Raw genomic sequence first — 13,371 nt, 5'->3', positions numbered from 1 at the left:
TCAAATAAATTGGCATTGAACATAGTGCACGCTGTTGAGTTCTCAAGGAACGGACGCACCCGACAGGCCCACTCGAAACCGAGCCGACCCCACCGGGGCAACTTCCCTACAGTACCACCACCGGCTTCACGAACGCTGAGCGTTCGGGAGCCCGCTCGAAGCCGAGCGGTTGGTGGGTGATACGTCTTCCCAGGCTTGAAGCAACCGAGTCGCACGAGGCGCCTACGAGGCTGTTTGGCTGGGATTCGCTGTCCGGCTCCGTAAAGCTTCTCGCTCCCGGCTGCCGTGGCAACGAAGAAGAATCTACGTGCCGCCGAACGCCCGGGCAAATCGGACCTGCATCCCGGGCGTGTCGCGCCCTGGTCCCCACTCGAGCCGGGCCTTCACGCGCCATCCGCCGGCCTGGATCGCACGCCGCGAGACGGTCGAGGGCCCCCGCGGCCGAAGCCGGCGGGAGCCCTCGATGACGATCGCGACGGGCCTGCGGATCACAGGCCGGAGTACGCGTGCAGGCCCTTGAAGAACAGGTTCACGACCGTGAAGTTGAACAGCACGGCGGAGAAGCCGATGATCGCGAGCCACGCCGAGCGCGAGCCGCGCCATCCGCGGGTCGCCCGCGCGTGGATGTACCCGGCGTAGACCACCCAGATGATGAAGGTCCACACCTCCTTGGTGTCCCAGCCCCAGTACCGGCCCCACGCCTTCTCGGCCCAGATCGCGCCGGCCATGAGCGTGAACGTCCAGAGGATGAAGCCGACGATGTTCACGCGGTACGCGAGGTTCTCGAGCGCGGTCGAGTCGGGCAGGGTCGCGAGGAACGACTTCTTCACCGAGTCGGCGGTCGCGGCGATCGACTCCCGACGGGACTGCATGAGCTGCACGACCGAGAGCGCGAAGCCGAGGGCGAAGAACCCCACGGCCGACGTGGCGACGAACACGTGGATCACGAGCCACACCGACTGCAGCGCGGGCGGCAGCGGCACGACGCTGACGTAGAAGTTCACGGTCGCGACGCCGAGCAGCACCAGGACGAGGCCGGTCACGAACGTGCCGAGGAATCGCAGGTCGGTCTTGGCGATGAGCAGCACCACCAGGAACACCGTCGTGATGACGAGGGTGCCGGTGAGCGCGAACTCGTACATGTTGGCCCAGGGCACACGGCTCGCGGCGATGCCGCGGAGCACGGTCGCGGCAAGGTGCAGCGCCCAGGCGATGACCGTCATCGCGACGGCGACGCGCAGCGACGGCGAGCGGCCGTAGTCGACGGATGGCGCGGCGCCCGCACCGGCGCCGCGGCGGCCGGCTCCCCTGCCTGCGGGCGGCGTCGACGACGGGGTCCCGTCGGCGGAGCCGGCGGTCGCGGCGGGGGCGGATGCGGCCGCCCCCTGGAGCACGGGCTCGCGCCCGGACGCGTCGCCGAGGTCGGCGTTCTCCGCGATGCCCGCAGCCGCGGCATCCGTCGCCTGCGCCGACGCGGCGGACCGGCGGGCCAGGTCGATCGCGTACGCGATGAACGCGATCGCGTACACGGCCATCGCCGAGTACACCGCGATGATGGAGATCTCGTCGAGCGTCACTGTTCCACCTTACGTCGAAGGATTCTCGGGCCCGGATGCGGCCTCGGCCCTCGACGAGACGGGGCCGGCGTGGCGGTCGGCGAACTCCTCGACCGCCCGCTCGAGACCCGGGTCGTCGCCGCGCGCGAGGCCCGCGTACTCGAGCACGACACGTCCGTCGGGCCGCGTGACGGCCTTGACCCACACACGCCGACGCGGCACGAAGAGCGAGAGCAGCAGCCCGCCGAGGATCAGCAGCGCGAACACCAGCACCCACACCTGCGACGGGTCGTGGTGCACGTCGAAGGAGGCGAAGCGCGCCACGCTCTGCGAGAAGTCGTCGCTCGCGGCATCCGGCGACGCCGACTCGAACTCGACCGTGCCGAGCCCGTTCGGCAGCTCGGTCGACTCGCCCGGCATGAGCTCGACCGAATCGACGCCCGTCTGCCCGCCCGTGAGCTGTTCCATGCCGCTCGTGTCGAGCTGGTACACCGAGCGGGGCGTGCCGTCGTCGATGCCGAGGTCGCCCGAGTACACGTTGAGCGTGAGCACCGGGTAGACGAGGTCGGGGTAGGTCGAGGTGTACGCGCCGGTCGAGAGCACGTCCTGCGTCGGGTAGAAGAAGCCGACGAGGCCGATCTGCTCGGACAGGCCGTCCGGCACCTTGACGACGCCGATCGAGGTGAGGTTCGCCGTCTGCGGCAGGAACGGCACCGAATCGGTGAAGACGACCTCGCCGTCGGGGTCGCGCACCGTGATCGTCGGCGCGTAGCCGTTCCCGAGCAGGTACACGTCGGTGCCGTACTCGTACAGCGGCTCGTTCACCTTCACGTCCCGCTCGTTCGCCCCGTCCGGTCCGTCGATCGTGACGTGCGCCGTGAAGTCGATCGGCTGGCCGAGCGCGTCGGTGTTCTCGGTCTCGTAGACCGCGTCGAGCTCGTCGAGCGTCAGCCGATAGGGCGTCAGCCGGCCGTCGTCGAAGAACCGCCCCGGGTTGAACGAGTCGTACGCCGCGAGGGTGTTCACGAACGACTGGCCCTCGACGATGACCCGCTGGCCCGAGAAGCCGAATCCGCCGCCGATCGCGACGGCGACCAGCACCCCGACGAGCGCCGTGTGGAAGACCAGGTTGCCGGTCTCTCGGAGGTAGCCGCGCTCGGCCGAGACCGACGGGGCACCGCGCTGGTCGTAGCGCTCGACGCGGTAGCCCGCCTTCCCGAGGGCGGCGGCCGCGGATGCGATCGCCGCCTCCGCGTCGCCGCCCGCGGGCCCGGCGTCGGCGAGCTCGCGCTCGGTGTACGCCGACAGTCGAGACAGCCGCGCCGGGGTCTTCGGCGGACGGGCCCGGAGCGCCTCGAGGTGGTGCTTCGTGCGCGGGATGATGCACCCGATGAGCGAGACGAACAGCAGCAGGTAGATCGCCGAGAACCACACCGACGTGTACACGTCGAACATCTGGAACGAGTCGAGCACCGGCGCGAGGTCGGGGTTGTCGGCGAAGTACTGCACGACGCCGTTCGGATCGCTCGAACGCTGCGGCACGAGCGAGCCCGGTACGGCGGCGATCGCGAGCAGCAGCAGGAGCAGCAGCGCCGTGCGCATGCTCGTGAGCTGGCGCCACGCGAAGCGCAGCCACTCGACGGGCCCGAGCCGGGGTGCGGTGACGGATGCCCCGGGGCCGACCGGACCTGCCGCCGCCGTGCCGTCGTCGTAGTCGGCCGGCCGCATCGGGTCGACGCCCGTGTCGCGCGCGGACGCGGCATCCGCTCGCTCAGCCTCAGATCGCCGGGACGAAACCACTGATCACCGCCTGCAACTCGTACATCCAGATGGTCCAGAGGCCCGACACCATCAGCAGGCCGATGGCGACGAGCAGCGCGCCGCCGATGAGGTTCACGGCGCGGATGTGCCGGCGCACGAACGCGAGCGCGTTCGCCGCCCAGCCGAAGCCGAGCGCGACGAGCACGAACGGGATGCCGAGGCCGATGCAGTACGCCAGGCCGAGCAGCGCGCCGCGACCCGCCGATGCCGAGTCCGCGCTGAGCGCGAGCACGACCGCGAGCGTCGGGCCGATGCAGGGCGTCCACCCGAGGCCGAACACGATCCCGAGCAGCGGCGCGCCCGCGAGTCCGGTCGCCGGTCGCCACGACGGCTTGAACGTGCGCTGCAGGAAGGTGAACTGCCCGATGAAGACGAGGCCCATGAGGATGAGCACCACGCCGAGCACCCGGATGATCAGGTCGGACCACCGTGCGAGCCACGCGCCGAGCACGCCGAACGCGGTCGTGAAGACGAGGAACACGAGCGTGAAGCCCGCGATGAAGAGGAGCACGCCGAGGAGCAGTCGGCGGCGCGCGCGGCGGGCCTCGTCGGCCTCGGCGGAGGCGTCGGCGAACCCGCCCAGGTAGCCGAGGTACCCGGGCACGAGCGGCAGCACGCACGGCGAGAGGAACGACACGAGCCCCGCGGCGAGCGCGATCGGCAACGCGGCGAGCAGCTGCCCGCTGAAGACGATCTCCCCGAGGTCCATTCCCGCGCCGCTCGCTACGCCTGCTCGGCGATGACGTCGCGCACGATGGTCTCGAGGATCGACGCGTCCTTCAGCTGCCCGAGGATGCGCGCGGCCACCCGCCCCTCGGCGTCGAGCACGAGGGTCGTGGGGACGGCCGCAGGCGGCACGTCGCCCGCGAAGGCGTACTGCACGGCGCCGTCGTTCGCGTCGACGATCGAGGGGTAGGTGATGCCGAAGCCCTCCTCGAAGGATGCCGCGGTCGCGGCCTGGTCGCGGACGTTCACGCCGACGAACGCCGCACCGTTCCCGTCGAACTCCTCGAAGACCTCCTGGAGCAGGGGCGCCTCGGCGCGGCACGGCGCGCAGCCCGCGTACCAGAAGTTGACGACGACCACCTCACCCGTCAGGTCGCCGGAGCCGAGCGCGTCGCCCTCGATCGTCGTCCCCGAGAACTCGACGGGCTCGCCGCGCTGCTCGGCCGGGAATTCGGCGATCGTGCCGTCGCCGGCGATGTAGCCCTTGCCGCTGCCCTCGCGGTACTGCTCGGCGAGCGGGTCGCTCGAGCAGCCGGCCAGGGCGATGACGGATGCCACGGCGAGCGCGCCGAGCGCCGCGGTCCTGCGTGCGCGCATCACACCGCCCCCACGTCGGTGGCCCGCGACTGGAGCCCCGCGGCGGGGTCGCGGTAGCCGACCTCGACGAACCGGGCGCCGCGGCGCTCGAACGTCGTGATGCTCGAGAGCGCGCAGCGGCGGCGACGCGGGTCGTGGGCGAGCGACCGGCCGGCGACGCGGCGGTGCACCATCCAGATCGGCAGCTGGTGGCTGACCATCACGACGTCGCCCTCGTCGACGGAATCGGCGGCATGCGACATCGCCTCGACCATGCGGTCGGCGATCGAGCGGAACGGCTCGCCCCAGCTCGGCTCCCACGGGTTGACCAGGAAGGCCCAGTTGCGCACGTCGCGGAGGGCGGAGTCGCGCCCCGACATCCGCTTGCCCTCGAATCGGTTCGTCGGCTCGATGATGCGCTCGTCGAGCGTCGGTTCGAGCCCGAACGCCTTCGCGATCGGCTCGGCCGACTGCTGCGTGCGCTGCAGCGGGGAGGAGACGAGCGCGGCGACGGGCCGCTTGCGGGCGACGAGGTCGGCGGCGGCGGACTCCGCCATCGCGCGGCCGAGGTCGCTCAGCCCGAATCCGGGGAGTCGGCCGTAGAGCACGCCCTGCGGGTTGAAGACCTCGCCGTGGCGCACGAGATGGATCTGCTCGGCCGGCACGCCCCCCAGTCTACGAAGCGGTTCCCTAGGAATCCGCCGTGCGCCTTCCGAGCCGCGCCGCCGTCCGAACGCGGCGAGTGTCCTGGGACTGCCGGATGTCGGGATGCGATCTCGCATCTCCTGGACACTCGGGTGGGCGAAGGCGAGTCGTGGATGCGGGGCGGATGCCGCGAGCCCGGCCGGTCGGGCGCCGAATCCCCGGCCGGTAGGATGGCCTGTCGTGAACACGCGCACCCTCGTCAAGCAGCTCGCCGCCCTTCCCGACGGGCCGGTCACCGTCGCCGGCTGGGTCGAGACGGTCCGGGATCAGAAGAAGGTGCAGTTCATCATCCTGCGCGACGAGTCGGGGGCGGTCCAGCTCGTGAACCCCGCCGTGCGCGAGCTCGACCCCGAGGGCGTCAGCGTCGGAGCGGCCGAGGCGTTCGCGCTCACCGAGCAGATCTCGGCGCTCGGCCACGGCACGTTCATCACCGTCACGGGGCAGCTCAAGCACGACGAGCGCGTCAAGCTCGGCGGGCTCGAGGTGAAGATCGAGACGCTCGAGGTCGTCACCGAGGCGGAAGAGACTCCGATCGCGGCAGACTCCAGCCTCGACAAGCGCATGGACTGGCGCTTCCTCGACCTCCGCCACCCGAAGCAGAACCTCATCTTCCGCGTGCAGACGACCTTCCTGCACGCCCTCCGCACCTACTGGGTCGAGCGCGACTGGGTCGAGATCCAGACCCCGAAGCTCATGGCCTCGGCCTCGGAGTCGCGTGCCGAGCTGTTCGAGCTCGGCTACTTCGAGGGCAAGGCGTACCTCGCGCAGAGCCCGCAGTTCTTCAAGCAGATGGCGCAGCCGGCGGGCCTCGGCCGCGTCTTCGAGGTCGGCCCCGCCTTCCGCGCCGACCCGTCGTTCACCTCGCGCCATGCGACCGAGTTCACCTCGATCGACGCCGAGATGAGCTGGATCGACTCGCACGAGGACGTCATGGCCATGCACGAGGAGCTCCTCGTGCATGGCTTCACGGCCGTGGTCGCCAAGCACGCCGACGAGATCCGCGAGCTCTTCGGTGTCGAGGTCACGGTGCCGACCACGCCGTTCCCGCGCATCCCCCTGGCCGAGGCCAAGGAGATCGTCGCGTCGCGCGGCTACGTCGTGCCCCGCGCCGACGCCGACATGGACCCCGAGGGCGAGCGCCAGATCTCGGCGTACGTGAAGGAGGCCTACGGGCACGACTTCGTGTTCCTCACCGACTACGCCTCGAGCATCCGGCCGTTCTACCACATGCGCCGCGAGGGCGACCCGAGCATCACCAACTCGTACGACCTCATCTACAACGGCGTCGAGATCTCGACGGGCGCGCAGCGCGAGCACCGCATCGACATCCTCGTCGAGCAGGCGAAGGAGAAGGGTCTCGATCCCGAGGAGCTCGGGTTCTACCTCGACTTCTTCCGCTACGGCGTCCCGCCGCACGGCGGGTTCGGCATGGGCCTCGCGCGCCTCATGATGCTCATGCTCGACGAGCACTCGATCCGGGAGACCACGTACCTCTTCCGCGGCCCGACCCGCCTGCTCCCCTAGCCGCACCTGCCCCGCGCGCCCGCCCGCCGGCCTCCCGCGCGCTGAGATGACGCGAACGGTCGTCCGGCGTCGCCGGAACCGCGATTCGCGTCATCTCGGTGCGGCGGGCCTCAGCTCGACGGGGCTCAGCTCGACGGGGCTCAGCTCGACTGGGCCCCAGCCGGCGGCGATGAGCGCCGCGCGGACGCGGTCGATACGGTCGACCCGCCGCCGGCCGCGGTGGGCCGCGTTGAACCGGATCACGCGCCATCCCGCATGGGCGAGGTCGTCGAGCCGGTCGACGTCGCGGGAGTACTGGGCGCGGTCGTTCCGGTGGTGCTCGCCGTCGTACTCGACGAGCACGCGCCAGCGCGCGTAGACGAGGTCCCCGATGGCGATCTGCCGCCCCGACGCGTCGTGGATCGGCACGTTGACGTCGGGCTCGGGCAGTCCGGCGTCGACGAGGTCGAGTCGGAGCAGGGTCTCCGCGGGCGAATCGGTACGGGGCCTCACGCGCGAGAGCGCCCTCACGAGGCGGCGGTGCCCGCGGCGGCCGGCCGTGCGCGCCACGGCACGCTGCAGGCCGTCGAGCGTCGCCGACGGGTGCCGCCGACGGACCAGCGCGTCGCCGATGACGACGAGCTCGCGCTCCGTCAGCTCGCCGGCCAGCTGGCACCACGCGTCGATCGCGGAGACCACCCGAACCCCGTGGATCGTGCCGACCCGCACGAACTCGGGGCGGATGCGATGCCCGCGGACGCCGCGTGCACGTGGCAGGCCGTTGGGCTCCACGGCGGCGACGTCGATCGTGCCGTCGGGCCGCCGACCCGCGACGGGGAGCCCGTGGAGGGCGCCGGCCGTGCGGTGGCTGAACGCCTCGCAGGGCCGCATGCGCTCGGCGTAGGCGCGGCAGACGGCGAGCACGTCGAGGTCGACGGATGCCGGCAGCCGCACGCCGTGGAACGGACGGGCCAGGTCGGAGCCCCGGAGCCGACCCGCTCCGACCCCGGCGCGGCGCGCCCGCGCGACCGAGAACGCCGTTCCGGCGAGCTCCTCCGGCAGTCCCGTGCGTGCGCCCACCCCGCAACCCTCGTCCGCGCGGCCCGTGACGCTCGACCATTCCGCCCAAGCCGGGCGCTCCCCGCGATGCCCGCTCCCTGTGGAGGACGGGTCGTCTCCGGCAAGCCCTCCGCGAGATGACGCGAACGGCGCTGAACGGGCGCCGGGAGCGCAGTTCGCGTCATCTCGGTGGGCGGGGGCGGGGGCGGGGGCGGGGGCGGGGGCGGCGGGGCGGGGCGGGGGCGGCGGGGCGGGGCGGGGAGGCGGGGCGGGCAGGCGGGCGGATGCGGCGGGGTGCGTGACAGGCGGACGCCGGGTTCGGCAGACTCGGGCCTGTGGATGCCCTGCTGCTGTCGTTCGCTCTCGTGCTGCTCGCCGCGATCCTGATCTCCGGGATCGCGCACCGCACGGTGCTCTCGACGACGGTGCTGTTCCTCGTCGCCGGATTCGTCCTGGGCAGCGGGATGCTCGACGTCATCGTGCTGACCCCGACGGACCCCACCGTCACCACGGTCTCATCGCTGGCCCTGTTCGTCGTGCTCTTCACCGACGGACAGGAGGTCGCGCTGCAGCAGCTGCGCGCCGCGTGGCGGCTGCCCGGCAGGGCGCTCCTGCTCGGCATGCCGATCACGTTCGTGATCACGACCCTGCTCGGTGTGTGGCTGCTCGGCTTCGGCTGGCTCGAGGCGGCCCTGGTCGCGGCGGTGCTCGCGCCCACCGACCCGGTGTTCGCGTCGGCGATCGTCGGTCGCGCCGAGATCCCGCACCGCGTGCGCCACCTGCTCGGCGTCGAGTCGGGGCTCAACGACGGCCTGGCGCTGCCGGTGGTGCTGATCCTCATCGCGACCGTCGGCGGGCCGGAGGTCGAGCCGCTCGTGCTGGCTGAGGAGCTCGCGCTCGGGATCGCGGTCGGCATCGCGGTCCCGCTCATCGTGGCGTGGCTGGTGCGTCGCCGGGTGTTCTCGCGCACGCCGCTGTACGCGTCGCTCACGCCGGTCGCGGTCGCGCTCATCGTGCTCGGGATCTGCACCGTCACGCACGCGAACCTCTACCTCGCCGCGTACGCAGCCGGCATGACCATCGCGACCGCCGCCCCCGAGATGCGCGACGCGTTCGCCGAGTTCGGCGGGCAGTTCTCAGAGCTGATGAAGCTCCTCGCCATCCTGATGTTCGGCGCGCTCATCTCACCCGAACTGCTCGCCTCCGTGCCGTGGACGGCATACCTCTTCGGCGTGCTGCTGATGGTGCTCGCCCGCCCGGCCGCGGTCGAGCTCTCGCTCATCGGCAGCGGGCTGCCGTGGGAGGAGCGCGCCACGGCGGCCTGGTTCGGCCCGAAGGGGTTCGCCTCGGTGCTGTACGGCCTGCTCGTCCTCCAGAGCGGTGCGCCCGAGGCGGACTTCATGTTCCACGTCGTCGTCGTCGCGATCGTGCTCTCGATCGTCGCGCACTCGTCGACCGACGTGCCCATCGCCGGCTGGTTCGCGCGCCGCGAGGCGGCCGACCGGGAGGCGCGCGCGACGTGGCTCGACACCCCGGAGGTCGGTCGGCGCGGCAGCATCCGCCCACCCGACGCCTCGGACGACTGACGCGGCCGACCGCGGCGGACTCAGCCGCGCGCGAGCAGCGCGGTCTTGAGCCGAACGGGATCGAGGCGCCAGTAGCCGTGCACCTCGTCGTCGATGAGCAGCACGGGGATCTCCTCGGCGTACCGCGCGCGAAGCGCCTCGTCGTCGACGATCGAGCGCTCCTCGAGCGTGGTGCGCGGCGACCCCGGCGTCGCGGCGAGTTCCTCGCGGACGCACGCGACGACCTCTCGCGCGTCGTCGCAGAGGTGGCATCCGGGCTTGCCGATGAGGGTGAGGCGGATGTCGCGGAGCGTCGGGTTCACCCCGACAGGATACGTCGCGCACCCGCAGGTTCCCCCGCCGCCGTGCGAGGTGCGGATCGCGCCGCGGGCAGCGAAAAGCGCCAGGCCGAAGGCCCGGCGCCCTGCCGTGGTCGCTGCGCGACTACTTCTTGTTGCGACGCTGGTGGCGCGTCTTGCGAAGCAGCTTGCGGTGCTTCTTCTTCGCCATGCGCTTGCGACGCTTCTTGATGACGGAACCCACGAAAACCTCACAAAGATCGGGTCGGCCGCGCGTGCCGCAGCCGTGGGCGGAAACGCCCCGCGGTAGTCTAGCCCATTCGACCGTGAGGCGGCGTCCGGATCGATCCGGCCGCCCCGCGGCATCCGCTAGGTTCGGGTGATGGCCCGACCCGAACTCGTCATCCGGACCACACGCGAGGACGACTGGCGAGAGGTCCGCGACCTCCGTCTCGAGATGCTCCGCGACACCCCGATCGCCTTCGGCGACCGATACGAGCGGGCGATCGAGTTCGACGAAGCCGAGTGGCGCACGCGCGCGAAGCGCGGCGAATCGGCCACGCAGACCGTCATCGTCGCGATCGAGGGCGGCCGCTGGGTCGGCACGATGGGCTGCTACGTGCCGGATGCCGCGACCGGGCCGCTGCTCGTCGGCGTCTACGTCACGCCCGAGCGACGGGGCGGGGGCTCGGGCGTGACCGACGCGCTGCTCGACGAGATCGAGCGGTGGGCGGTCGGCCGCGCCGACACGCTCCGCCTCGAGGTGCACGAGGACAACCCGCGGGCGCGTCGCTACTACGAGCGCCGCGGCTTCGCCTACACGGGCCACAGCCGGGAGTACGAACTCGATCCCGGCGGGCTCGAACTCGAGATGGTGAAGCGCCTGCGCTGACCCGCCGCGGACGCTCGGCGATCACCGCCGGCGCTTCGCGCCGACCACCGCCGTGACCTGGCGGGCCGTGTCGGCGAAGGCCTTCCCAAGGGCCGACGCGAATGCCCGCTGGTCGTCGTTCAGGGTCTCGTCGGCGCCGGCGTCCGCGCCGGCCAGGGTCGCCGCGTCGGCCGCGGCATCCGTCGTCACGAAGGGGATCAACCAGTCCTCGAGACGCTCCAGCGGCGCTCGGTCGAGGTGGTAATAGCGATGCTGGCCCTCCTCGCGCACCCCGACCAGGCCGGACTCGCGCAGGACCTTCAGGTGCTTCGACACGGTCGGCTGGCTCACGCCGAGCGCCGTGACGATCTCGCCGACGCTGATCTCCCCGCCGGACTCGGGCTGCGAGGTCTCCCGGTCGAGGAGCACGCCGAGGATGTCGCGCCGGGTCGGATCCGCCACCACGTCGAAGATGTCCGCCATGGTGCAAGGGTAGCCAGTCGCGCCGGAGGCGGGGAGTACCATGACTCTCGCGTCGAGCGGAGGAGGGCGGATGGCCTCGAACACCGTGGGTCGTCGGGGCCCGGCCCGGCGCTCATGGCTCGGCGGTGTACGCGACGCCTTCGACGTGCTCGTGAAGAGCTCGCCCTCGCGATTCGCGATCCTCGTCTTCGCCGCGCTGATCCTCATCACGACGATGCTGCTGTCGCTCCCGATCGCACGCGCCGGCGAGGGCCGCGGCACCCCGCTCTACGACGCGCTCTTCACTGCGGTCTCCACGATCTGCGTCACCGGCCTCACCACCGTCGACATGGCGACGCACTGGTCGCCCTTCGGCAACGGGATCATCTTCCTCGGCATGAACGTCGGCGGCATGGGCGTGCTGACGCTGGCGTCGATCCTCGGCCTCGTCGTCTCGCGGCGGCTCGGCCTGCGTGCCAGGCTCATGGCCGCGAGCGACACGAACCCGTCGCGCGTGCACGCGGGACCGGTGTCCGAGCGGCAGGCGGTGCGACTCGGCGAGGTCGGCGGCCTGCTCGCGACGGTCGCGATCAGCACGCTGTCGATCGAGGCCGTGATCATGCTCGGCATGATCCCGAGCGTGCTCGCCAAGGGATATGACTTCGGCACGAGCGTCTGGTACTCGGCCTACTACGCGGTGAGCGCGTTCACGAACACGGGCTTCAACCCGAACCCGCTCGGCCCGGTCGAGTTCTTCGACGACTACTGGTTCCAGTCGCTGATGATGCTCGCGGTGTTCCTCGGCAGCCTCGGGTTCCCGGTGATCTTCGCCCTGCTGCGCACGTGGAAGAGCCCGCGCCGCTGGGGCGTCCACGTCAAGCTCACCCTGACCACGACGATCGTGCTGTGGATCGCGGGCGCGGTCACGTTCCTGGTGCTCGAGTACAACAACCCGAAGACGTACGGCGGCCTCAGCTTCGTGAAGACCTTCTACGAGGCGTTCTTCATGTCGACGATGACCCGGTCCGGCGGCTTCTCGACGATCGACATGGCCGACCTCTACGGCTCGAGCCTGCTCGTCACCGACATGCTGATGTTCGTCGGCGGCGGCTCCGCCTCGACGGCGGGCGGCATCAAGGTGACCACGCTCGCCGTGCTGTTCCTCGCGGCGTACGCGGAGGCGCGCGGTGCGCCGGCGATGGAGGCATTCGGGCGGCGCATCCCCCGCGACATCCTGCGCCTCGCCGTCAGCGTCGTGCTCTGGGGCGCGACCATCGTGGCCGTCTCGACCGTGATCATCACCCAGATCACGAAGTCGGCGCTCGACTTCGTGCTGTTCGACGTGATCTCGGCGTTCGCCACCTGCGGGCTCTCGACCGGGCTCACCGAGTCGTTGCCGCCCGAGGGGAAGTACGTGATGGCTGCGACCATGTTCATGGGACGCGTGGGCACGGTCACCCTCGCGGCGGCCCTCGCGGCCGCGCAGAAGCGCCAGCTGTTCAGACGACCGGAAGAGAGGCCCATCGTTGGTTGATCGCATCAAGCACGACGCCCCAGTGCTCGTCATCGGACTCGGCCGGTTCGGGGCGGCCACCGCCGGCCAGCTCGACCGCCTCGGCCGCGAGGTGCTCGCCGTCGACGAGGACGAGGGCCTCGTGCAGAAGTGGGCCGAGCGCGTCACGCACGCCGTCGTCGCCGACGCGAAGTCCCTCGACGCGCTGAAGCAGATCGGCGCGCAGGAGTTCTCGATCGCGGTGTGCGCCGTCGGCTCGTCCGTCGAGGCGTCGGTGCTCATCACGGCGAACCTCGTCGACCTCAAGATCCCGCAGATCTGGGCGAAGGCGATCTCGACCTCGCACGGCAAGATCCTGGAGCGCATCGGCGCGAACCACGTCATCTACCCCGAGCGCGAGGCCGGGGAGCGGACAGCGCACCTGGTGTCGGGTCGCATGCTGGACTTCATCGAGTTCGACGACGACTTCGCCCTCGTGAAGATGTACCCGCCGAAGCCGATCCGTGGGAAGAACCTCACCGACTCGGGCGTCCGCTCCCGCCACAACGTGACCGTCGTCGGCGTGAAGAGCCCCGGCAAGCCGTTCACGTACGCGACCGAGAAGACGGTCGTGTCCAACCACGACCTCATCATCGTGTCGGGCACCGAGGGCGACATCGAGAAGTTCGCGGCGCTCGAGTAGCGGATGCCGCGGGGCGCATGCGTCGGCGCGGCA

Annotated in this window: 14 protein-coding genes; 5 read left to right on the top strand and 9 right to left on the bottom strand. The window is 71.1% G+C overall.

The window, feature by feature from the left end; all coding sequences use genetic code 11:
- Positions 1-488 precede the first annotated feature (488 nt).
- Genes ccsB through GJR97_RS05375 form a run of 5 tightly spaced genes read right to left on the bottom strand, consistent with a single transcriptional unit; the run spans position 489 to position 5,344 of the window.
- Entirely contained in the window at positions 489-1,535 is a 1,047-nt protein-coding gene (gene ccsB, locus GJR97_RS05395) for a c-type cytochrome biogenesis protein CcsB (protein ID WP_154345507.1), read from the bottom strand.
- A 51-nt stretch (positions 1,536-1,586) separates the two neighbouring features.
- Positions 1,587-3,284 (bottom strand): cytochrome c biogenesis protein ResB, encoded by a 1,698-nt coding sequence (gene resB, locus GJR97_RS05390; protein WP_154345506.1) that lies wholly within the window; start codon positions 3,282-3,284, stop codon positions 1,587-1,589.
- A gap of 49 nt (positions 3,285-3,333) precedes the next feature.
- Positions 3,334-4,086, bottom strand: a complete 753-nt coding sequence (locus tag GJR97_RS05385; RefSeq protein ID WP_154345488.1) for a cytochrome c biogenesis CcdA family protein — start codon at positions 4,084-4,086, stop codon at positions 3,334-3,336.
- Positions 4,087-4,100: 14 nt separating this feature from the next.
- Complete coding sequence (locus tag GJR97_RS05380) at positions 4,101-4,700, bottom strand: TlpA family protein disulfide reductase (RefSeq protein ID WP_154345487.1); 600 nt, start codon at positions 4,698-4,700, stop codon at positions 4,101-4,103.
- The gene (locus GJR97_RS05375) at positions 4,700-5,344 is read right to left on the bottom strand and encodes a histidine phosphatase family protein (RefSeq protein WP_324613187.1); all 645 of its coding nucleotides are present in this window, start codon (positions 5,342-5,344) and stop codon (positions 4,700-4,702) included. Before GJR97_RS05375 ends, GJR97_RS05380 begins: the two co-directional genes overlap by 1 nt.
- A 220-nt stretch (positions 5,345-5,564) precedes the next feature.
- On the opposite strand from GJR97_RS05375, the gene aspS reads away from it, so the two are divergent.
- Positions 5,565-6,908: an aspartate--tRNA(Asn) ligase gene (gene aspS / locus GJR97_RS05370; protein ID WP_324613186.1), complete on the top strand. Its 1,344-nt coding sequence runs from the start codon at positions 5,565-5,567 to the stop codon at positions 6,906-6,908.
- A gap of 90 nt (positions 6,909-6,998) precedes the next feature.
- Here aspS and GJR97_RS05365 read toward each other — a convergent pair whose 3' ends face one another.
- A complete protein-coding gene (locus GJR97_RS05365; RefSeq protein ID WP_324613185.1) occupies positions 6,999-7,967 on the bottom strand; it encodes an endonuclease domain-containing protein in 969 nt (322 codons plus the stop codon).
- 314 nt (positions 7,968-8,281) lie between these two features.
- Here GJR97_RS05365 and GJR97_RS05360 point away from each other — a divergent pair, with 314 nt between their 5' ends.
- On the top strand, positions 8,282-9,532 hold the full coding sequence (locus GJR97_RS05360) for a cation:proton antiporter (protein ID WP_324613184.1): 1,251 nt from the start codon (positions 8,282-8,284) through the stop codon (positions 9,530-9,532).
- Positions 9,533-9,552: 20 nt separating this feature from the next.
- On the opposite strand, the gene GJR97_RS05355 is transcribed toward GJR97_RS05360, so the two are convergent.
- A complete protein-coding gene (locus tag GJR97_RS05355) occupies positions 9,553-9,834 on the bottom strand; it encodes a glutaredoxin family protein (protein WP_324613183.1) in 282 nt (93 codons plus the stop codon).
- Positions 9,835-9,955: 121 nt separating this feature from the next.
- The gene (locus GJR97_RS05350; RefSeq protein WP_003792170.1) at positions 9,956-10,054 is read right to left on the bottom strand and encodes a 30S ribosomal protein bS22; all 99 of its coding nucleotides are present in this window, start codon (positions 10,052-10,054) and stop codon (positions 9,956-9,958) included.
- A gap of 138 nt (positions 10,055-10,192) precedes the next feature.
- Between GJR97_RS05350 and GJR97_RS05345 the strand changes: the two genes are divergently transcribed.
- Entirely contained in the window at positions 10,193-10,702 is a 510-nt protein-coding gene (locus GJR97_RS05345) for a GNAT family N-acetyltransferase (RefSeq protein WP_154345484.1), read from the top strand.
- A 21-nt stretch (positions 10,703-10,723) separates the two neighbouring features.
- On the opposite strand, the gene GJR97_RS05340 is transcribed toward GJR97_RS05345, so the two are convergent.
- Positions 10,724-11,164 carry an ArsR/SmtB family transcription factor gene (locus GJR97_RS05340; protein WP_154345483.1) on the bottom strand — a complete coding sequence of 147 codons (441 nt, stop codon included), beginning with the start codon at positions 11,162-11,164 and terminating at the stop codon, positions 10,724-10,726.
- 70 nt (positions 11,165-11,234) lie between these two features.
- On the opposite strand from GJR97_RS05340, the gene GJR97_RS05335 reads away from it, so the two are divergent.
- Together GJR97_RS05335 and GJR97_RS05330 are read left to right on the top strand one after the other, a co-directional pair.
- Positions 11,235-12,677: a TrkH family potassium uptake protein gene (locus GJR97_RS05335; RefSeq protein ID WP_154345482.1), complete on the top strand. Its 1,443-nt coding sequence runs from the start codon at positions 11,235-11,237 to the stop codon at positions 12,675-12,677.
- On the top strand, positions 12,670-13,338 hold the full coding sequence (locus GJR97_RS05330; RefSeq protein ID WP_129233667.1) for a potassium channel family protein: 669 nt from the start codon (positions 12,670-12,672) through the stop codon (positions 13,336-13,338). Before GJR97_RS05335 ends, GJR97_RS05330 begins: the two co-directional genes overlap by 8 nt.
- Positions 13,339-13,371: the final 33 nt, after the last annotated feature.

Source organism: Agromyces kandeliae (assembly GCF_009674665.1).
Classification (GTDB): domain Bacteria; phylum Actinomycetota; class Actinomycetes; order Actinomycetales; family Microbacteriaceae; genus Agromyces; species Agromyces kandeliae.
Note: the sequence above shows the minus strand (reverse complement) of the source record. Positions and strands in the feature narration are given on the sequence as shown.